The organism is Cellulomonas sp. URHD0024 (assembly GCF_000426185.1).
Classification (GTDB): Bacteria; Actinomycetota; Actinomycetes; order Actinomycetales; family Cellulomonadaceae; genus Cellulomonas.
The window spans coordinates 86,718-104,839 of sequence record NZ_AUEW01000001.1 but is presented as its reverse complement, the minus strand read 5'-3'; the positions used below and the strand labels follow the sequence as shown (position 1 = coordinate 104,839).

Sequence of the window (18,122 nt, the reverse complement as noted above, 5' to 3'; positions counted from 1 at the left end):
GTCTAGGAGCGGATCGCCGCGACGACGTCCATCGCGCGGATCAGCCCGACGACCCTCCCGTCGACGAGCGCCGCGACCACGGGCGAGTGCCTCGTGGCCTCCCCGATCGCCGTCACGAGAGCCTGGCCCTCCAGCGCACCGTCGACGGACGCCCCGACCGGCAGCGGGATCGCCACGGCCGTGACCGGCGTGCTGGCGGCGACCGCGGCCGGGACGGAGGCAGCCGCCGCGCGGTCCACGTACGCCGCCGGGCGGCCGTCGGGCGAGAGGATGACGACCTCGTCGGCACCGGCGGCGGCGGCGACGGTGCCCGCGTGGGCCAGCGAGTCGGTGTGGCCGACCGAGACCGCACGACGACCGACCGTCGCCAAGGTGATCTGTGTCACGGCCTTCTGCGAGCGGCCGCCACGGACCGCCGCCGAGGCGCCCGACCACAGGAACGAGCCGATCAGGGCGGACCACACGACCGTGCTGATGTCGGGCTGCCGACCGGTCATGAGCGGCACGAGCAGCGCCCAGGCCAGCACGCCGACCGCGACCAGCCGGCCTGCCCAGCCCGCGACGACCGTGCCGGTGTGCCGGTTCTTCGTGATGCCCCAGATGACCGCCTCGAGCACCCAGCCACCGTCGAGGGGCAGGCCCGGGATCAGGTTGAACGCCCCGAGGAACCCGTTGGACACCGCTCCCGACCACAGGAGCAGCCCACCGACGCTGTCCGTGCCGACCTGGTCCGCGGCGAACGCGAAGATCCCGGCGAACAGGAGGTTCGACAGCGGTCCGACGACGGCGACGAGAACACTGGTCAGCGGCGTCGGGGACACGCCACCGAAGCTCGTGTGACCGCCCCACAGCGTGAGCACGAACTCGCGCGGGTGCTGGCCGCGGGCCCGCGCCATCAGCCCGTGCGCGAGCTCGTGGACGAGCACCGAGGCGAACAGCAGGACGACGAAACCGAGGGCCACGACATAGATCCGCGGTCCGAGGTCACCGCCGAGCCAGCGGCGCACGCTCGGTGCGATGAAGAACGTCAGCAGGACGGCGGCGAGAACCCAGCTCGGGGCCAGGATGATCGGGGCGCCGACGACGCGGCCGATCACCCAGCCTGGCGTGCGACGTTCCGGGGGCCGGTTGGTGCTCACGTGCACAGCGTAGGTGTGCGTCGATCCGGCCCGGTGTCGGTGGGGGCGCCTACTGTCGGAGTCGTGCACATCCCCCACCGGACATCCTCCGCATGAGCAGCGACGCTCTCGAGCTCGAGGTCGTCGACGAGGCGGTCGAGGACGCGGTCGAACAGCTCGTCACCGCCGACCGGCCGCCCTCCCGTCCGGGTCTGTCGCCGTCGCGTGCCAACGACTTCCTGCAGTGCCCGCAGCTGTTCCGGTTCCGGGTGATCGACCGGCTCCCTGAGCCGCCGAGCCCCGCCGCGGCCCGCGGCACCCTCGTGCACGCGGTGCTGGAGCACCTGTTCGACCTGCCGGCCCTCGAACGCACGGTCGAGGCCGCCCAGGCGCTCCTGCCGGTCCAGTGGGAGATGCTGCTCGAACGTGACCCGTCGATCGGCGAGCTGTTCACGGAGCCGGCCGACCTCACCGAGTGGTTGACGAGCGCCGAGGCGCTGCTCGCGACCTACTTCACGCTCGAGGACCCGACTCGGCTGGAACCCCGTGAGCGCGAGCTCATGGTGTCCACCGAGCTGGACGAGAACGGTCCCCAGCTGCGCGGGATCATCGACCGTGTCGACGTCGCTCCCAACGGCTGGGTGCGCGTGGTCGACTACAAGACCGGCAAGTCGCCTCGGGCGGGGTTCGAGAGCTCGGCCCTCTTCCAGATGCGGTTCTACGCCTACGTGATCTGGCGGACCCGCGGGATCCTGCCCAAGCGGCTGCAGCTCGAGTACCTCGGCGACGGCGTCGTCCTCACGCACGAGCCGTCGGAGTCGGAGATGGCCACGATCGAGGCGCGCGTGCGGTCGATCTGGGGCGGCATCGAGGACGCCGCCCGGTCGGGCGACTGGCGCCCCCGGCCGTCGAGGCTCTGCGACTGGTGCTCGTTCAAGGCGCTGTGCCCGGCGTTCGGCGGGACGCCGCCCGAGGTGCCCGCGGGCGCGGTGGAACGGTCGATCGGTGTGGCACCCGCGGCCTGACTAGCTCGCGACCCGCAGGTCCAGCACCTCGCCGGCGGCCACCCGGAGCAGGTCCTCCACGGAGACGTCGACCAGCGACGAGACACGGCTCAGGCCCGGGCGCTCTGCCACGGAGTGGTGCACCTCGATCGCGATCGTCGACGCGCCGGACGCGACGGCCGAGGCGATGCCCGAGCGCGAGTCCTCGACGGCGATGCAGGACCCGATGTCGACGCCGAGACGTCGTGCGGCGAGCTCGTACGGCTCCGGGTCCGGCTTGGGTCGGCTCACCTCGTCGCCGCTGACGACGACGTCGAACAGCCCCACCGCCGCGGCGAAGGGGTCGGCGAGAACGGCGAACGACGACGTCACGAGCGCCATCGGCACACCGGCAGCACGGACGGCCCCCAGGAGCTCTCGCGCGCCCGGCTGCCACGGGATGCCCGCCGCGACCGCGGCGGCGACCCGCGCGTTGAGGAAGTCGATGATCTCGGCGTGCGGCAGGTCGACGCCGCGGGCGGCGAGCGTCTGGGCTCCGACGATCATGGGCTTGCCCACCATCGCGAGACCGTCCTCGTACGTCCAGACACCTCCGTGCGCCTCGACGAGCTCCGTCTCGGCAGCCATCCAGAACGGCTCGGTGTCGATGAGGGTGCCGTCCATGTCCCAGAGGACCGCGGCGAGAGGGGGGTTCACCGAGCCATCCTACGAGCGCGTCCGACGCGCTCACGTGCTTCCCGTCCGGCGTCACTGCTGCCACGCGCCCTAGGCTGGACGGATGAGCACGCCTGCCGCGGACCTGCCTGCCCACGAGACGGTGCTGCTCGCGGCCTTCGAGGGGTGGAACGACGCCGGCTCGGCGGCCACCCAGGCGCTGGAGCACCTTCACGAGGTCTGGGACGCCGAGCACGTCGACGAGCTCGACCCGGAGGAGTACCACGACTTCCAGGTGAACCGGCCGATCGTCGGGCACGGCCCCGACGGGCGCCGCGAGATCACCTGGCCGACCACCGCGGTCGCGGTCGCCACCGCGCCCATCAGCGGACGCCGGGTCGTGCTCGTGCACGGCATCGAGCCGTCGATGCGCTGGCGTCGTTACTGCACCGAGCTTCTCGACATCGCGGCCGGGCTCGGCGTGAACACCGTGGTGACCCTCGGCGCCCTCCTCGCCGACGTCCCGCACACCAGGCCCATACCCGTGAACGCCACCAGCGAGGACGCCGAGGTCCGCGACATCTTCGGGCTCGAGCCCAACAGCTACGAGGGTCCGACGGGCATCGTCGGGGTGCTCCAGCACGAGGCCGCGAGTCGCGGGCTGCGCTCGCTGTCCCTGTGGGCCGCTGTGCCGCACTACGTCGCGCACCCGCCGTCGCCCAAGGCCACCCTCGCGCTCCTGCACCGGATCGAGCAGCTGCTCGGGGAGCCGGTATCTCTGGGCGAGCTTCCCGACGACGCGGCCGCCTGGCAGCACGGCGTCGACGAGCTCGCCGCGGAGGACGCAGAGATCGGCGAGTACGTGCAGCAGCTCGAGGAGGCGAAGGACACCGCCGACCTCCCGGAGGCCAGCGGCGAGGCGATCGCGCAGGAGTTCGAGCGCTATCTCCGTCGGCGCGACAAGGGCACCGGCGGCTGATCCACCCGCCGCCGAGGCGACCCCGGACGTCCGTGCTCGTGGGTGCTATGGGCCCCACATGTGCGGACGTTGTTGAAGGCCCTCGACGAACGTCCGCACTCGTGGGGGCTATAGCGCCCACATGTGCGGACGTTGCGGGCTGTTACAGGCGGATGCCCAGGAGGGCGTCGACCGTGCGGGCGATGATGCCCGGGGCGCCCTCGACGGGTGTAGCTGTGCCGGCCAGGGACACGGTCGCCCACGCGTCGACCGCGGCCAGCGCTGCGGGGGTGTCCAGGTCGTCCGCGACCGCCGCGCGGACCGCCGCGAGCGTCGCGTCCGGGTCGGGTCCGCCGTTGCCGGACACAGCCGCGCGCCAGTGCTCGAGCCGCGCCTGAGCGTCGGCCAGGCCGGCAGCTGTCCAGTCCCAGTCGTCGCGGTAGCGGTGGGCGAGGATGGCCAGCCGGATCGCCATCGGGTCCACACCCTGCTCGCGCAGCTTCGAGACGAGCACCAGGTTTCCCAGCGACTTGCTCATCTTGTGCCCGTCGAGCCCGACCATCCCCGCGTGCACGTGCACGCGTGCACCGTGTCCGGCGTCGAGCAGGCGCGCGTGCGAGGTGCTCATCTCGTGGTGCGGGAAGAGCAGGTCGGAGCCGCCCCCCTCGACGTCGAACGGCAGTCCGAGGCCGTCGCGCGCGATCACGGCACACTCGATGTGCCAGCCGGGCCGACCGTTCCCGAGCGACCCGCCGTCCCAGGAGGGTTCGCCCGGCCGGGAGCGTCGCCAGAGCAGCGGGTCGAGGGGTGCGCGCTTGCCGGGCCGGGCCGGGTCGCCGCCACGCTCGGCGGACAGGGTCCGCATCAGGTCGTCCTCGAGGCCCGCGACCGTGCCGAAGGAGACGTCGAGGGACAGGTCCGCGTAGACGTCACCCAGGTCGTGGCCGTCGGTGGGCACCCGGTAGGCGGCGCCCGCCGCGAGCAGCTTCTCGACGGCCTCGACGACCGCGGGGATGGCCTCGACGACGCCTGAGTACACGTCCGGCGGGATCACGGCCAACGCCGCCATGTCCTCGGCGTAGAGGGCCGTCTGGGACTCCGCGAGATCGCGCCAGTCGACGCCGGTGGCGGCGGCACGCTCCAGCAGGGGGTCGTCGACGTCCGTGACGTTCGAGGCGTACCGCACTGTGTGCCCGGCATCGCGCCACGCCCGGCCGAGCACGTCGAACGCGACGTAGGTGGCGGCGTGGCCCATGTGCGTGGCGTCGTAGGGCGTGATGCCGCAGACGTAGAGCGTGGCGTGCGTCCGTTGCGCCGCCAGGACGACCTGTCCGGTCGACGAGTCGAGCACCCGTACCGGATCACCGTGACCGGGAAGCGCGGGAACATGCGGTGACGGCCAGGTGAGCACGGCGGAAGCCTAACCGCGTCCCGGCGGGACACGGCGCCCGGGTCCACAATGCCGAGGTGACCGAACAGCCCACGCGTCTGCAGGACCTCGCTCCGAACAGCGACGGCGAACGCGTCGTCGCGCGGACGCCGACCGGGTGGGGCGACCCCGGTCTGGCCCTCAAGCGGGGCGGGACCCTCTGGGTGATCGTCGCGGCACGCTCCGACCTGGCTGCAGCATGCAGACGTCACGGCATCGGCGAGACGGCGCTGGCCCTCCTGGAGCACCGTGGCCCGGGCGCGCACCCCTCGGCGGCGAACCATCCGCTCCGTGCGCGGCTCGACCGCTCCCCTGACGGCGAGATCGTGCTCACGGTCCCGACGTTGTCCTACGTCGAGCAGACCAAGGACGTGCACACGGGCGCACTGGTGAGCGTCGTCGGCAACGGCGTCGTGCTGATGTGCGAGCTGGGCGACGCGGACGTGGTCGGCCGTGCGCTCGAGAAGCTCACGGGCGGCATCCCGATCCCTGACGAGGGGGTCCACCAGGTGCTGGCTGCGGTGCTGATGTCGCTGGTCGCGGAGGCGTCGGACGTGGAGGTCGGTCTCGGCGACGCGGTCGCCGACGTCGAGAACGCGGTCTTCTCCAGCAACCGGCGCAACCCGGTCGAGCAGATCTACGACCTCAAGCGCGAGATCGCCGAGGCGCGGCGCGCGCTCAGCCCCGTCACCACAGTCCTGCCCGAGCTCGTCGCCGAGGCCGAGGAGGCCGAGCACCGCCGACACTCGCAGCCGTGGCTGCAACGGCTGACCGCCTGGGTCGAGAGGCTCGACCAGCACCTCGGCTCCTACGACGACCTGCTGTCGGACATGCTCTCGGCACACCTGTCACAGGTCTCGGTGCGGCAGAACGAGGATGTCCGGAAGATCTCCTCGTGGGCGGCGATCGCGGCAGCACCGACGTTGCTCGCGAGCATCTACGGCATGAACTTCGAGCACATGCCCGAGCTCGACTGGACCTACGGGTACCCCATCGCGCTGCTCGCGATGGCCGCGATCTGCGGGTCCCTCTACGCGCTGTTCCGCCGGTCCGGCTGGCTCTAGCAGGACGTGGGTACTGCCACGTCGGGGTGCAGGACGTGCGTGAGCAGGAGCAGCGCCACCAGGGCGGCCAGCCCGAGCCGGTAGTACACGAACGGCTTGTAGCTGAAGGTCGAGACGATCTTCAGGAACACGATGATCACGAGGTAGCCGACGACGAACGCGACGAGTGTCGCGACGAGCGTCGCACCGAAACCGGCACTGCCCGCCGTCGGGCACGAGCTGCCGGTCTGCTTGGCCAGCTCGAAGAGTCCGGAGCCGAACACGGCCGGTATGGCGAGCAGGAACGAGTACCGGGCAGCAGCCTCCCGGGTGTAGCCCATGAGGAGGCCACCGGTGATGGTGCCACCGGACCGCGACACACCGGGCACGAGCGCAAGGGACTGCCAGAGGCCGAACTGGACGGCGTTCCGACCGGTCATCTCCTCGAGGCCGCGTCGCTTGACGCCCACCTTGTCCGCCCAGCCGAGAAGCAGGCCGAAGACGGCGAGCGTCACGACGATGAGCCACAGGTTGCGGAACTTCTGCTCGATCGCGTGCTGGAAGAGCACGCCGAACACGATGATCGGCAGCGACCCGAGGACGATGAACCACGCCATGAGGGCGTCGTGGTCGGCCGGCTCGCCGACCGGCGCGCCGAGCCGTGCCCGCCAGGTGGTCCCCAACGACCCACGCAGGGCGGCCCACCACGCTCGCACGATCCGGACGATGTCGTGCCGGAAGTAGAGCAGCACGGCGGTCTCCGTGCCGAGCTGGATGATCGCCGTGAACGCTGCACCGGGGTCCTCGGACCCGATGAGCTGCCCGACGATCGCCAGGTGCGCGCTCGACGAGATCGGCAAGAACTCCGTCAACCCCTGGACGAGCCCTAGGAGGATCGCCTCGCCCACACCCATTCCCGATGTCACGAGCCGAACCATATCCGTGCCGTGTTACCGCTGAGGTGCGCACCGCGCCGATTAGTGTTGCGCCTCATGGAACAGCGCCACCTGGGTCGGACCGGTCTGCGGGTCTCCCGTCTCGGGCTCGGCACGATGACGTGGAGCCGGGACACCGACGCCCACGACGCCTCGGAGCAGCTGCGGGACTTCGCCGACGCAGGCGGCACGCTGATCGACACGTCGGCCTCCTACGCGGACGGCGGTGCCGAGGAGCTGCTGGGTGCGCTGCTCGGCGACGTCGTCCCGCGCGACGAGATGGTCCTGTGCACCAAGGCGGGCATCCGGCAGACGAGCGCCGGTGGTGTCATCGACGCCTCCCGTGGAGGTCTGCTCGGCTCCCTCGACGCCTCGCTGCGACGTCTGCGCACCGACCACGTCGACCTGTGGCTCGTGCAGACTCCCGACCCCCGCACGCCGCTCGACGAGACGGTCTCGGCGCTGCGACTCGCCGTCACGAGCGGTCGCGCGCGGTACGTGGGCCTGTCCAACCACGCCGGCTGGCAGGTCGCCCGCGCCGCGACGCTGCTCGAGCGCGAGATCGGCCTGACGGCCGTCGAGGCCGAGTACTCGTTGCTGCAGCGCGGGATCGAGCGGGAGGTCCTGCCCGCCTCGACGGTGCTCGGCGTCGGTGTGCTCGCCTGGTCACCGCTCGGGCGCGGAGTGCTGACCGGCAAGTACCGACGAACCATCCCGGCAGACTCCCGTGCGGCGTCCCCGCACCTGGCAGGATTCGTCGAGCCCTACCTGGCGCGGTCGTCGGCCGCCGTCGTGGAGGCCGTGGCGACCGCCGCCAAGGGTCTGGAGCGCACCGCGCTGGACGTCGCGCTCGCCTGGGTGCTCAGCCGCGGGATCTCGTCGGCGATCGTCGGTGCCCGGACGGCCGTGCAGCTGCGTGCCTCGTTGGCTGCGGAGGAGCTCGAGCTTCCCGACGAGCTGCGCCGCGCACTGAGCGAGATCAGCGCTCCGGCCCTCGGCTACCCCGAGAGGTTCTAGGCCTCCGCGAGGTCGTCGACGTCCGCGTCGACCTCCGGGTCGTCGTACTCCTCGTCCTCGTCGTCCTCGTCCTCGTCGTCGTCCTCTTCGGCGAGGTAGAACGGCGTGGCCTCGCCGTGCACGGTGCCGAGTGCGTCGTCGTAGACCTCGAAGGCGTCGGCCAGGATGTCGTACGCGTCGTCGACGGCCGGGTCGTCCTCACCGTGAGGAGAGGCGACGGCTGTGTAGTGGGCCTCGAGGGCTGCGATCAGGCGGTCCAGGGCGGCACGCGGGTCGACGGTCATGCGACGACGTTAGCCTCCTGCGCGGCACAATGGCAGCGCGTAGGGTGTCTCGGCACCGGCAGGACTTCGAGTTGCGGCGTGGGCCCGACGACGGCGAGGACGGGGTGACGGATGGCAAACGGTCAGACACGGACGAAGCGCCCCGACTGGGTCGCGCAAGGCGGTCAGTACGAGTACCGCGTGCTCCGGATCCCCCCGACGGTCTCCCGCAACGACGCGCGGCGCATGCTGACCGAGCAGGCCGAGCTGGGCCGCTGGGAGCTGTCGCGGACGCTCCTGTTCGCGGGCGGCGAGCGCAAGGTCTGGCTGCGGCGCAAGATCATCCGGGTGCGCTCGACGCTGGCGGAGACCACCGTCGACGACTGAGCCGCCTCAGGCAGTGGCGCGGCGGTGGACGGTGGGCAGGCGGCGGCGCTCGCGGAACTGGGCCACGGTCATGGCGGGTGCGCGGTTCCGGATCCAGCCCTGGACCTCGATGAGGTTCGCCACGTCCCCGGCCGTCGACTCCGGCTCGTCGTCGTCGGCCGCCTCGAGCGTCTCGTCGTGGGACACCGTGATGCCGAGCGCAGTCAGGAACGCCGTCGCGCGGTAGACGTTCAGGGTCCGGTCCGCGAGATCAAGCCGCTCCATGGCGAGGCGGACCTCGCGCTCGGCGACACGGTGCACGGTCGCATCGTCGGATCCGTGCGTGCGCTCATCCATGGCCGACTCCTTCGTCGCGGCACTGCCTTGTCCTCTCCATCGACAGGCGAACCGCGGTTGAGAAGCAAAACGGCGTCAGCAGTCGCGCAGCAACCGGTCGAGGACGCGCGTGCCGAACCGCAGGGCGTCGCTGGGCACGCGCTCGTCGACGCCGTGGAACATGCCGGCGAAGTCGAGCTCCGGCGACAGCCGCAGCGGCGCGAAGCCGTAGCCACGGATCCCGAGGCGCGCGAGCGACTTGTTGTCGGTGCCGCCCGAGAGCGTGTACGGCAGCACCACGGCGTCCGGGTCCTCGGCGACCAGGGCGTCGACCATGCGGTCCACCAGAGCGCCGGAGAACGGCACCTCGAGCGCCTGGTCGTGGTGCAGCGGCGTGACGGTGACGTGCTCCCCCGCCAGCTCGCGGACCTTCGACAGGAACTCGTCCTCGTGGCCCGGCAGGAAGCGCCCGTCGACGGTCGCCTCGGCAGACCCGGGGATGACGTTGGCCTTGTAGCCGGCGGTCAGCTGCGTCGGGTTGGTGGTGTTGCGCAGGGTCGCGCCGACGAACTTGGACGCCGGCCCCAGCGCGGCGACGAGGGCCTCGACCGCCGCGGGGTCCTCCGCGTCGTAGGTCAGCCCGGTCAGCTCGGCGACACCGTCCAGCAGGGCGCGCACGGTCGGGGTGAGCTGGAGCGGCCACGGGTGCCGGCCGAGGCGCGCAACGGCCTCGGCCAGGTGCGTGACCGCGTTGTCGGAGTTGACCTGGCTGCCGTGACCGGCGCGCCCGTCGGCGACCAGCCGCAGCCACGACAAACCCTTCTCGGCGGTCTGCAGCAGGTAGGCACGGCGACCGTCCACGTCCACCGAGAAGCCGCCGACCTCGCTGATCGCCTCGGTCGCGCCCTCGAACAGCTCCGGGCGGTGGTCGACCGCCCACCGCGCACCCTTGGCGCCGCCGGCCTCCTCGTCGGCGAACATGGCGACGACGACGTCCCGGGCGGGCCGTCGTCCCTCGCGGGCCATCTGCCGCACCACCGCCAGGATCATGGCGTCCATGTCCTTCATGTCCACGGCGCCGCGACCCCAGACCAGGCCGTCGACCTCCTCGGCGCCGAAGGGGTCGACCGACCAGTCCTCGGCGCGCGCCGGCACGACGTCGAGGTGCCCGTGCAGGACCAGCGCCGGCCGCGACCGGTCCGAACCTTCGAGGCGCACGACGACGCTCGACCGGCCCGGCTCGCTCTCGAACAGCTCCGGGTCGAGCCCGACCTCCGTCAGCAGCCCCATCACGTGCTCGGCCGCGACCCGCTCGCCCGGACCCGAGTCGTCGCCGTAGTTCGAGGTGTCGATCCGGATGAGGTCACGGCAGATCGCCACGACCTCGTCCTGCGCGGTCACGGACGAGGACGGTGAGGTGACGGGCATGGCGACCAACCTACCGGGACGGTCGGGATTACGAGGCCGGTACCAGACCGCGACGCACGAGGAGCGGTCCGATCTCCGGGTCGCGTCCCCGAAGGTCACGGAACAGCGCCATCGCGTCGAGGGAACCACCCCGGGACAGCAGCTTCGTCCGGAACGCGTCGCCGTTCTCGCGTCGCAGGCCGCCGTTCTCGCGGAACCACTCGACGGTGTCCGCGTCGAGCACCTCGGACCAGATGTACGAGTAGTAGCCCGCCGAGTAACCACCGCCGAAGATGTGGTTGAAGTAGGTCGTCCGGTAGCGCGGTGGCACCGGCGCGAACGCGACACCGGCCTTCTCCAGCGCAGCCGCCTCGAAGGCCTCGACGTCCTCGACGTCCGTCGGGACCTCGTCGGGCGACAGCCGGTACCAGGCCTGGTCGAGCAGGGCAGCGGCCAGGTACTCGGTCGTCGCGAATCCCTCCCCGTCCTGCCGGGCCGCGAGGAGCGTGTCCACCCAGCCGCTCGGCATGGGTTCGCCGGTCTCGTGGTGCAGCGCGAAGGCTCGCAGGATGGACGGCTCCCAGGCCCAGATCTCGTTGACCTGCGACGGGTACTCGACGAAGTCACGCGGCACCTCGGTGCCCGACTGCGAGGGCCACCGCACGGCGGAGAACAGTGCGTGCAGCGCGTGCCCGAACTCGTGGAAGAGCGTGATGACGTTGTCCCAGGTCAGAAGCGTGGGCTCCCCCGGCGGCGGCTTCGGGATGTTGAGGTTGTTCACGACGACCACCCGTTCGTCCAGGAGCGTCGACTGGTCGACCAGGTTGTTCATCCAGGCACCTCCGCGCTTCGACTCCCGCGTCCAGAAGTCGCCCAGGAACAGCCCGATCCCCGTGCCGTCGTCGTCGAACACCTCGAAGACACGCACGTCCGGGTGGTACCCCACCAGATCGTGCCGCTCCGCGAACGTCAGGCCGTACAGCTCGTTCGCCGCCCGGAAGACGCCGTCGGCCAGCACCCGCTCGAGCTCGAGATAGGGACGGACCTGGTCCTCGCTGAGCGAGCGCTTCGCCTTCTTGACCTGCTCGGCGTAGAACGCCCAGTCCCACGGCTCGAGGTTCGCGTCGGGGTGGTCGTGCGCGAGCGCCTCGGCGAGCTCCGCGGCCTCGGCGTGCGCGTTCGCGACCGCCGCCGGCGCCAGCTGCTCGAGGATGGCCGCGACGGCCTCGGCGGTCTTCGCCGTCGCATCGGCAGCGACGTACTCCGCGTGGTGCGCGTAGCCGAGCAGCTGGGCGCGTTCGGCGCGCTTGCGCGCGAGCCCGAGCAGCGTCGCCCGCGTGTCGTGCTCGTCGCCCGCCGCGCCGCGGCCCATCGAGGCGCGGAACACCCGCTCGCGGACCTCTCGATCGGTCAGGGACGTCAGCGGTGCCTGCTGCGTCGGCAGCTCGAGCTCGATCAGCCAGCCGTTCGTGTGGCCCCGGTCCCTGGCGGCCTTCGCGGCCGCTACCCGGGCGTCCTCGGGCAGCCCGTCGAGCTCACGCTCGTGCGTCAGCAGGACCGCTGCGGCGTTCGTGGCGGCGAGCAGGTCTCGGCCGAACGCGGTCTCGAGAGAGTTGATCTCCGCGTTCAGGACGCGGAGGCGGTCCTGCGACGCCGGCTCGAGACCGACGCCCGAGCGGACGAACTGGGTGTGGGTGCGCTCGAGCAGCCACGCGGTGTCAGGTTCCAGGTCCTCCGCGGATGCCCTGAGGGCCTCGACGCGGGCGAACAGGCGCGGATCCAGGTAGATCGCGTCGTGGTGCGCCGCCAGCAACGGGGAGATCTCCTCCTCGATCGCGTCGAGGCCGGCCGAGGAGTCCGAGCTGGACTGGTTGAAGAACGACGTGGCCGCGCGGTGCAGCAGGCGACCGGATCGCTCGAGGGCCTCGAGCGTGTTCTCGACGGTCGGCTCGGCGGGGTCGGTGGCGATCGCCTCGATCTCGGCGCGCTGCTCGGCCATCCCCGCCAGCAGCGCAGGACGGTAGTGCTCCTCGCGGATGCGCGCGTGGTCCGGGAGACCGTACGGCAGCGTCGACGGGGTCGCGAAGGGGTTGTCAGCGGCGAGGTCGGTCGTCATGACGTTCATCATGGCCGACGCCCGAAAGGAATTCGTCCTCGGCGTCGTACGCGAAGAAGTCCCCCATGGCCTCCATACGTCCGAAGCCCGGGAACGCCTGGCGCCAGTCCCCCCGCGCTGCCTGCTCGACCAGCCACTCGATGCACGACCCGACGGTGTCCTCGTAGCCCCCGGGCGCCTGGTAGCCGAGCTCACGCTCCGCCGACCGCATGTCCAGGACAAGCGGACGGGGCACGGCCCACGGCGTGAGCCCGACGCCCCCGACCGGTTCGCCCGCGACGCGCACGACGCGCGAGGTCACGCCCATCACAGAGTCGACGGTCCGCGCGATCTCGGCGACCGTGAGGGCGTCCGGGTCGGCCGCGTTGAGCACACGGTCGCCCGGTCGCGCCACCGCGAGCCGTGCCAGCTCGGCGATGACGGCCGTCGACGTCGTGTGGAAGCGGCTCTCGCCGTCGTAGGCGAGCACACGCACGTCGCGCCCGTCGAGCACCCTCTTCACGAAGGTCCACTCCCGCGGCTGCCGGCAACCGCGGCCGTGGATCGCGCCGGGGCGCAGGATCGTCGTCGGGACCTCCGAGGAGAGCCAGGCGTTCTCGAGGGCGACCTTGCCCGTCGCGTACGACTCCCGGCCCGGTGCGACCGTGCGCTGCGCCTCGGCGACCGGCACGGGGAAGGCTCCGAAGTCGTCGGTCTCGAAGCCCATCCCGTGCTCGTCGACGTAGACGGCTGCGCTGGAGACGACGACCGCGGACCCGATGCGATCCCGCCGTTCGAGGAGCGGCACGGCCTGGCGGTCGTCGTAGGCCACGACGTCGATCACCGCGTCGACACCCGTGCCGAGCGCACGATCGAGGACGCCGCCGTCGTCTCGATCCCCCACCACGGCCTCGACCCCGTCGACAGCCGGCGCGTGCCGTGCGAGCACCCGCACGTCCCAGCCGTGCCCGAGCAGCACGGGGATCACGGCCCGGCCGATCTGACCGCCACCACCGATCACCAGAGCCGTCGCCATGGTCGCCGACGCTACGTCAGCGCGCCGACAGCGCCACCTCGTAGCCGTGCGCCTCCGCGACGGCGCTGTTGCGGAGCACGCCCGCCTGCGTCGTCAGACCCCGCGCGAGCGACGGCAGCGCAGCGGAGGCGCCCTCCCAGCCGAGGTCCGCGAGCGCCGAGAGGTACGGCAAGGTCGCGTTGGTCAGCGCCCGTGTGGACGTCACGGGCACCGCACCGGGCATGTTCGCGACGCAGTAGAAGACCGAGCCGTGCACGGCGAACGTGGGGTCGTCGTGGGTCGTTGCGCGGGTGTCCTCGAAGCAGCCGCCCTGGTCCACGGCGACGTCGACGAGCACGGATCCCGGCTTCATCCGCGAGACCAGGTCGTTGGTGACCAGCCGCGGCGCCCGGGCACCGGTGACCAGGACGGCGCCGATCACGAGGTCCGCGTCGAGCACCTCGCGCTCGACCGCGTACGCGCTGGAAGCCACGGTCCGCACGCGTCCGCCGAACACCGTGTCGATCTCCCGCAGGCGCGGCAGCGACAGGTCGAGGACGGAGACGTCGGCGCGCATCCCGACGGCGATCTCCGCGGCGTGCCGCCCGACCACGCCCGCGCCCAGGACCACGACCTTCGCCGCGTCCACACCGGGCACCCCGCCGAGCAGGACGCCCGAGCCGCCCTCGTTCTTCATGAGGTGGTACGCGCCGACCTGGGTGGACAGCCGGCCCGCGACCTCGCTCATCGGCGCCAGCAACGGCAGCGACCCGTCGGGGAGCTGGACCGTCTCGTAGGCGATCGACGTGGTCCCTGCGGCCAGCAACGCGTCCGTCGCGGGGCGGTCGGCCGCGAGGTGCAGATAGGTGAACAGCACGAGGTCGTCGCGCAGATACCCGTACTCCGAGGGCACCGGCTCCTTGACCTTGCAGACGAGGTCCGCGCGGGCCCAGACGTCGGCGGCGTCTCCGACAACCTCCGCACCGGCCGAGAGGTAGTCCTCGTCGCTGATCGCAGAACCAAGCCCGGCTCCGGCCTGGACGACGACCTCGTGACCAGACAGGACGAGGTGGTGCACACCGGCGGGCGTGATGGCCACCCGGTACTCGCGGTTCTTGACCTCGCTGGGGATTCCGACCTTCATCGGTGGAGCTCCGTCCGGGTGCGTCGATGCTGACGCTCACAGTCTGAACTTCTTGTGTCCCAGACGCATGACTTCAGCAGATGATTCGCTAGATTCGATCCATGTCCGCGTCAGATTCCACCTCGGGGCGTGTGGCCGATTCCGACCGAACGACGTTCGGCGCCGGCGCAGCTCTCGACGACATCGATCGGGACATCCTGCGTGAGCTCGAACGGGACGGGCGGATCTCCAACAAGGCGCTCGCCGCGATCGTGGGCGTCGCACCCTCCACCTGCCACGCACGAGTCCGGGCGCTGCGTGAGTCCGGCGTGCTGCGCGGCTTCCACGCCCAGGTGAACCCTGAGGCGGTCGGACGAGGCCTCCAGGCGATGATCGCGGTCCGACTGCAGGCCGCCGCACGGGCGAGGCTGTCGGACGTCGCGCACCGGCTGGCTCAGCGCCCGGAGGTGCGCGACGTGTATGTCCTCGCCGGCGTCGACGACGTGCTCGTGCACGTCGCCGTGCGCGACTCCCCCGAGCTGCGCCGGTTCGTGCTGGAGCACCTCAGCACCCGCCCCGAGGTCGCGCACACCCAGACGAGCCTGGTGTTCGAGCACGTCCACGCGCCGGGCACCACCGCGCTCTGACCTACCCCCGACCGGCCATCCGCTCCCACGTCCGCGCCCGGTCGAGCCCGGCACGGGCAGCGGGCTCGTCGCCCAGCACGTCCCAGGTCCACAGAGCAGCCTCGGTGGCGCGCGCCGTCCCCCAGGCCGCGATCCGCAACGGATCGGCCCGCAGGGTCTCGGCGACGAGATCGACCCGCTCCGCGAGCACGCCGTCGTCCTGGCCGGACCCGTCGTCCACCTGCTCCAGGAGCGGCCACGGATCGTACGCGGGGTCACCGCGCATCGGCTTGGGGTCGATCGCGACCCACCGACCAGCACCGGCGCGCAGGACGTTCCCCGGGTTGAGGTCACCGTGCACGACGACCCCCGGGACCTCACCCGGGAGCGTCCGGAGCAGGTGTGCCGCGGTGCGCACGTCGACGCCATACCGCTTTCCCCGCTGGTCGAGGACGTCCGCCCATCCCCGACAGACCTCCGCCATCGACGCCACGGCCAGGGACGCGGACGCGGGGGCCTCGTGCAACGTCCGAGCGAGGAGCGCCCCTGCCACGAGCTGCTCGGTCGGGCTCCCGCTCAGAGGGGTCCCCGGGAGCACCCGCTCGAGGAGCAGCGCCCAGTCGTCTGCGTCGTGCTCGAGCAGCGCCGGGGCACCGACGCCGTGCCAGGCGTGCAGGGCGGCGACCTCGTCACGCGCCTCGTCGTGCGGGAAGACGATCTTGAGGACCACGTCGCGGCCGGTCGCGTCTCGACCGGGCGCCGTCCAACCGGAGGCCCCGGCCTCGAACGGCCGGCCCAGGACCAGGCCCCACCGTTGCGCCGAACGAGTGATGAGGGCGGGCAGCCGGGCCAGCCAGGCCGAGCCCTCGGGGGTGCGACCGATGCCGTTCCGCACGTTCGCGGGGATGTCGACCGACGGCACCAGGCGAGGCTACCGACGGCGACCGGCCATGTCCCGAGCAGTCGCGGTGGGTTCCGCCCGTGTGCGATCCTCTGCGGGACCGGTGCGCTCGATGCAGACGCCTCCGGGGCCATGGACCGGAGGCACACGGTGAGCGGTGGAGACCCCTACGGGTTGAACCCGTGGGTCGACGCGCGCGGGACCGGTCCGCAGACGTCCGTCGTCCCCAGCCCGCGGTACCCGCCCGAGGACCAGTACGGCATCAGGTTCCTCGGACCACCGGTGCGGGTTCGACGCGGCCCGCGACCGGGGTTCGTCCTCGTCATGACGCTCTTCGTCGCCGCCTCCGCGCTCGTGGGCGGAAAGTGGTGGCTGGTCCAGCAGAGCTCCGTGGCGCCGGCAGGCTTCGAGGAGTCGTCGACGCCGCTCGGGACTCCCCCGCCCGAGACCCTCGCCGCGACGGGAAACCACGCGTTCGCGGCCATGCAGCCTGACGGCAGCGGTCCCGTCGCGTGGAGCCCGTGCCGGCCGATCCACTACGTCGTCCGCCCCGACGGGGGACCGGCGAACGGCGCCGACCTGATCGCGACGGCGGTCGCACGCATGTCGGCTGCGAGCGGACTGGTGTTCGTCGACGACGGGCTCACCGACGAAGCACCCAGCATGGATCGCCCCGCCTACGAGCCGGAGCGGTACGGCAAGCGCTGGGCTCCTGTCCTCGTCTCGTGGTCGACGCCCGAGGAGACGCCGGCACTCGAGGGCAACACCGTCGGGATCGGCGGCTCAGCGCCCGTCACCCGGGTGGGCCGGTCCGTCTACGTGACCGGCTCGGTGACCCTCGACGGACCCGGCATGGTGGATCTCGTGACCATGCCGAACGGGATCAACGACGCCTTGGGCGTCATCACGCACGAGCTCGGTCACGTCGTCGGCCTCGACCATGTCGACGACCCCTCGCAGCTGATGAACCCGCAGGCGAGCGATTCGGTCTACACCCTCCAGCAAGGCGATCTCGCCGGCCTCGCGGTTCTCGGCACCGGCTCCTGCGCGCCCCACATCTGACGTTCTCTCACGAAACTCACAGGGCCGCCGATTACGCTGGTACAGCCTTGACCGTCCGGTCGGCCCCCAGAGCTCAGGAGCACGCCATCCACCGTCGTCCGATCGTCCTCGTCCACGGCACGCGGACGTCGTCGGCCATCTGGCGGCGACAGGTGGACGCGCTGGAGCACTCCGGGCACCGGACGATCGCCATCGACCTCCCCGGGCACGGCACGCGCACGCACGAACGGTTCAGCCTCCCCGGGGCGATCGAGGCGATCGACCGCGCGGTCGAGAGCTGTACCGAGCCACCGCTGCTGGTCGGGCTGTCGTTGGGCGGCTACGCGAGCCTGGCGTACACCCGCGAGCACGAGACCAAGATCGCCGGTGTCGTCCTCGCGGGCTGCTCCACCGAGATCAAGGGCAAGCCGGTCAGCGCCTACCGTCGGGTTGCCGACCTCGTGGCCCGCACCCTGCGACCCGGCGGCGGCACCTGGCACGTCGTCACGGACATGCTGGAGTCGCTGGACGGCTACTCCCCGCTCGACGACCTGCGCCGCACGGACGTCCCCGTCTGGTTGGTCAACGGCAGCCGCGACCCTCTGCGCCTCGACGAGCGTCGCTACCTGGTCGCGCGCCCCGGCGCTCGGCTGACCGTCGTCCCTCGCGCCGGCCACGACGTGAACGCGCACGCGCCCGTCGCGTTCAACCGGGTGCTCCTGAACGCGCTGCACGACCTGCGACCACGCGACTCGCTCGTCGTCGCCTGACGCACGTCGCCGTCCACGACG

19 protein-coding genes are annotated in these 18,122 nt (G+C 71.7%); 8 read left to right on the top strand and 11 right to left on the bottom strand.

The genetic code is table 11. From position 1 onward, the window contains the following. Window positions 1–2: 2 nt before the first annotated feature. Complete coding sequence (locus I847_RS0100470; protein WP_028048111.1) at window positions 3–1,139, bottom strand: site-2 protease family protein; 1,137 nt, start codon at window positions 1,137–1,139, stop codon at window positions 3–5. Between the two features lie 92 nt (window positions 1,140–1,231). Between I847_RS0100470 and I847_RS0100465 the strand changes: the two genes are divergently transcribed. Further along, window positions 1,232–2,143 (top strand): PD-(D/E)XK nuclease family protein, encoded by a 912-nt coding sequence (locus I847_RS0100465; RefSeq protein WP_028048110.1) that lies wholly within the window; start codon window positions 1,232–1,234, stop codon window positions 2,141–2,143. Here I847_RS0100465 and I847_RS0100460 read toward each other — a convergent pair whose 3' ends face one another. After that, the gene (locus I847_RS0100460; RefSeq protein WP_028048109.1) at window positions 2,144–2,818 is read right to left on the bottom strand and encodes an HAD family phosphatase; all 675 of its coding nucleotides are present in this window, start codon (window positions 2,816–2,818) and stop codon (window positions 2,144–2,146) included. A gap of 82 nt (window positions 2,819–2,900) precedes the next feature. Here I847_RS0100460 and I847_RS0100455 point away from each other — a divergent pair, with 82 nt between their 5' ends. Then, window positions 2,901–3,755, top strand: coding sequence for a PAC2 family protein (locus I847_RS0100455; RefSeq protein ID WP_028048108.1), 855 nt, complete (start codon window positions 2,901–2,903; stop codon window positions 3,753–3,755). Between the two features lie 142 nt (window positions 3,756–3,897). Here I847_RS0100455 and mshC read toward each other — a convergent pair whose 3' ends face one another. Then, on the bottom strand, window positions 3,898–5,145 hold the full coding sequence (gene mshC / locus I847_RS0100450) for a cysteine--1-D-myo-inosityl 2-amino-2-deoxy-alpha-D-glucopyranoside ligase (RefSeq protein ID WP_028048107.1): 1,248 nt from the start codon (window positions 5,143–5,145) through the stop codon (window positions 3,898–3,900). 56 nt (window positions 5,146–5,201) lie between these two features. Between mshC and I847_RS21175 the strand changes: the two genes are divergently transcribed. Further along, complete coding sequence (locus I847_RS21175) at window positions 5,202–6,227, top strand: magnesium and cobalt transport protein CorA (RefSeq protein ID WP_231384021.1); 1,026 nt, start codon at window positions 5,202–5,204, stop codon at window positions 6,225–6,227. Here I847_RS21175 and uppP read toward each other — a convergent pair. Continuing rightward, window positions 6,224–7,120 carry an undecaprenyl-diphosphatase UppP gene (gene uppP, locus I847_RS0100440; RefSeq protein ID WP_034608647.1) on the bottom strand — a complete coding sequence of 299 codons (897 nt, stop codon included), beginning with the start codon at window positions 7,118–7,120 and terminating at the stop codon, window positions 6,224–6,226. The two genes, I847_RS21175 and uppP, sit on opposite strands and share 4 nt — an antisense overlap. Before the next feature lie 78 nt (window positions 7,121–7,198). Here uppP and I847_RS0100435 point away from each other — a divergent pair, with 78 nt between their 5' ends. Continuing rightward, window positions 7,199–8,158: an aldo/keto reductase gene (locus I847_RS0100435; protein ID WP_028048105.1), complete on the top strand. Its 960-nt coding sequence runs from the start codon at window positions 7,199–7,201 to the stop codon at window positions 8,156–8,158. Here the strand turns inward: I847_RS0100435 and I847_RS0100430 are convergent. Continuing rightward, window positions 8,155–8,442 (bottom strand): hypothetical protein, encoded by a 288-nt coding sequence (locus I847_RS0100430; protein ID WP_028048104.1) that lies wholly within the window; start codon window positions 8,440–8,442, stop codon window positions 8,155–8,157. The two genes, I847_RS0100435 and I847_RS0100430, sit on opposite strands and share 4 nt — an antisense overlap. Window positions 8,443–8,553: 111 nt before the next feature. Between I847_RS0100430 and I847_RS0100425 the strand changes: the two genes are divergently transcribed. Beyond that, window positions 8,554–8,808: a DUF5703 family protein gene (locus I847_RS0100425; protein ID WP_028048103.1), complete on the top strand. Its 255-nt coding sequence runs from the start codon at window positions 8,554–8,556 to the stop codon at window positions 8,806–8,808. Window positions 8,809–8,814: 6 nt separating this feature from the next. On the opposite strand, the gene I847_RS0100420 is transcribed toward I847_RS0100425, so the two are convergent. The 5 genes from I847_RS0100420 to ald all read right to left on the bottom strand — a co-directional run bounded on the left by I847_RS0100420 (window position 8,815) and on the right by ald (window position 14,784). Continuing rightward, complete coding sequence (locus I847_RS0100420; protein WP_028048102.1) at window positions 8,815–9,144, bottom strand: hypothetical protein; 330 nt, start codon at window positions 9,142–9,144, stop codon at window positions 8,815–8,817. Between the two features lie 75 nt (window positions 9,145–9,219). Then, a complete protein-coding gene (locus I847_RS0100415) occupies window positions 9,220–10,551 on the bottom strand; it encodes a M20/M25/M40 family metallo-hydrolase (RefSeq protein WP_028048101.1) in 1,332 nt (443 codons plus the stop codon). A gap of 28 nt (window positions 10,552–10,579) precedes the next feature. Then, window positions 10,580–12,646 carry a M3 family metallopeptidase gene (locus tag I847_RS0100410; RefSeq protein WP_028048100.1) on the bottom strand — a complete coding sequence of 689 codons (2,067 nt, stop codon included), beginning with the start codon at window positions 12,644–12,646 and terminating at the stop codon, window positions 10,580–10,582. After that, window positions 12,624–13,661 carry an NAD(P)-dependent oxidoreductase gene (locus tag I847_RS21170; protein WP_155855927.1) on the bottom strand — a complete coding sequence of 346 codons (1,038 nt, stop codon included), beginning with the start codon at window positions 13,659–13,661 and terminating at the stop codon, window positions 12,624–12,626. Before I847_RS21170 ends, I847_RS0100410 begins: the two co-directional genes overlap by 23 nt. Window positions 13,662–13,677: 16 nt before the next feature. Next, window positions 13,678–14,784, bottom strand: a complete 1,107-nt coding sequence (gene ald, locus I847_RS0100400) for an alanine dehydrogenase (RefSeq protein ID WP_028048099.1) — start codon at window positions 14,782–14,784, stop codon at window positions 13,678–13,680. Window positions 14,785–14,885: 101 nt separating this feature from the next. Between ald and I847_RS0100395 the strand changes: the two genes are divergently transcribed. Continuing rightward, window positions 14,886–15,410, top strand: coding sequence for an Lrp/AsnC family transcriptional regulator (locus tag I847_RS0100395; protein ID WP_028048098.1), 525 nt, complete (start codon window positions 14,886–14,888; stop codon window positions 15,408–15,410). A gap of 1 nt (window position 15,411) precedes the next feature. Here the strand turns inward: I847_RS0100395 and I847_RS21165 are convergent, their stop codons facing one another. Beyond that, on the bottom strand, window positions 15,412–16,311 hold the full coding sequence (locus tag I847_RS21165; protein ID WP_051274335.1) for an aminoglycoside phosphotransferase family protein: 900 nt from the start codon (window positions 16,309–16,311) through the stop codon (window positions 15,412–15,414). A 129-nt stretch (window positions 16,312–16,440) separates the two neighbouring features. Here I847_RS21165 and I847_RS21160 point away from each other — a divergent pair, with 129 nt between their 5' ends. After that, complete coding sequence (locus tag I847_RS21160; RefSeq protein WP_196804442.1) at window positions 16,441–17,352, top strand: matrixin family metalloprotease; 912 nt, start codon at window positions 16,441–16,443, stop codon at window positions 17,350–17,352. Window positions 17,353–17,399: 47 nt separating this feature from the next. After that, the gene (locus tag I847_RS0100380) at window positions 17,400–18,101 is read left to right on the top strand and encodes an alpha/beta fold hydrolase (protein ID WP_231384020.1); all 702 of its coding nucleotides are present in this window, start codon (window positions 17,400–17,402) and stop codon (window positions 18,099–18,101) included. Window positions 18,102–18,122 lie beyond the last annotated feature (21 nt).

Bases quoted from the DNA above. Each gene is read 5' to 3' on its own strand.
- I847_RS0100430 (WP_028048104.1), bottom strand. From the start codon at position 8,442: ATGACCGTCGACCCGCGTGCCGCCCTGGACCGCCTGATCGCAGCCCTC.
- I847_RS0100410 (WP_028048100.1), bottom strand. From the start codon at position 12,646: ATGACGACCGACCTCGCCGCTGACAACCCCTTCGCGACCCCGTCGACG.
- ald (WP_028048099.1), bottom strand. From the start codon at position 14,784: ATGAAGGTCGGAATCCCCAGCGAGGTCAAGAACCGCGAGTACCGGGTG.
- uppP (WP_034608647.1), bottom strand. From the start codon at position 7,120: ATGGGTGTGGGCGAGGCGATCCTCCTAGGGCTCGTCCAGGGGTTGACG.
- I847_RS0100425 (WP_028048103.1), top strand. From the start codon at position 8,554: ATGGCAAACGGTCAGACACGGACGAAGCGCCCCGACTGGGTCGCGCAA.
- I847_RS0100465 (WP_028048110.1), top strand. From the start codon at position 1,232: ATGAGCAGCGACGCTCTCGAGCTCGAGGTCGTCGACGAGGCGGTCGAG.
- I847_RS0100455 (WP_028048108.1), top strand. From the start codon at position 2,901: ATGAGCACGCCTGCCGCGGACCTGCCTGCCCACGAGACGGTGCTGCTC.
- I847_RS0100420 (WP_028048102.1), bottom strand. From the start codon at position 9,144: ATGGATGAGCGCACGCACGGATCCGACGATGCGACCGTGCACCGTGTC.
- I847_RS21170 (WP_155855927.1), bottom strand. From the start codon at position 13,661: ATGGCGACGGCTCTGGTGATCGGTGGTGGCGGTCAGATCGGCCGGGCC.
- I847_RS0100415 (WP_028048101.1), bottom strand. From the start codon at position 10,551: ATGCCCGTCACCTCACCGTCCTCGTCCGTGACCGCGCAGGACGAGGTC.
- I847_RS0100395 (WP_028048098.1), top strand. From the start codon at position 14,886: ATGTCCGCGTCAGATTCCACCTCGGGGCGTGTGGCCGATTCCGACCGA.
- I847_RS0100435 (WP_028048105.1), top strand. From the start codon at position 7,199: ATGGAACAGCGCCACCTGGGTCGGACCGGTCTGCGGGTCTCCCGTCTC.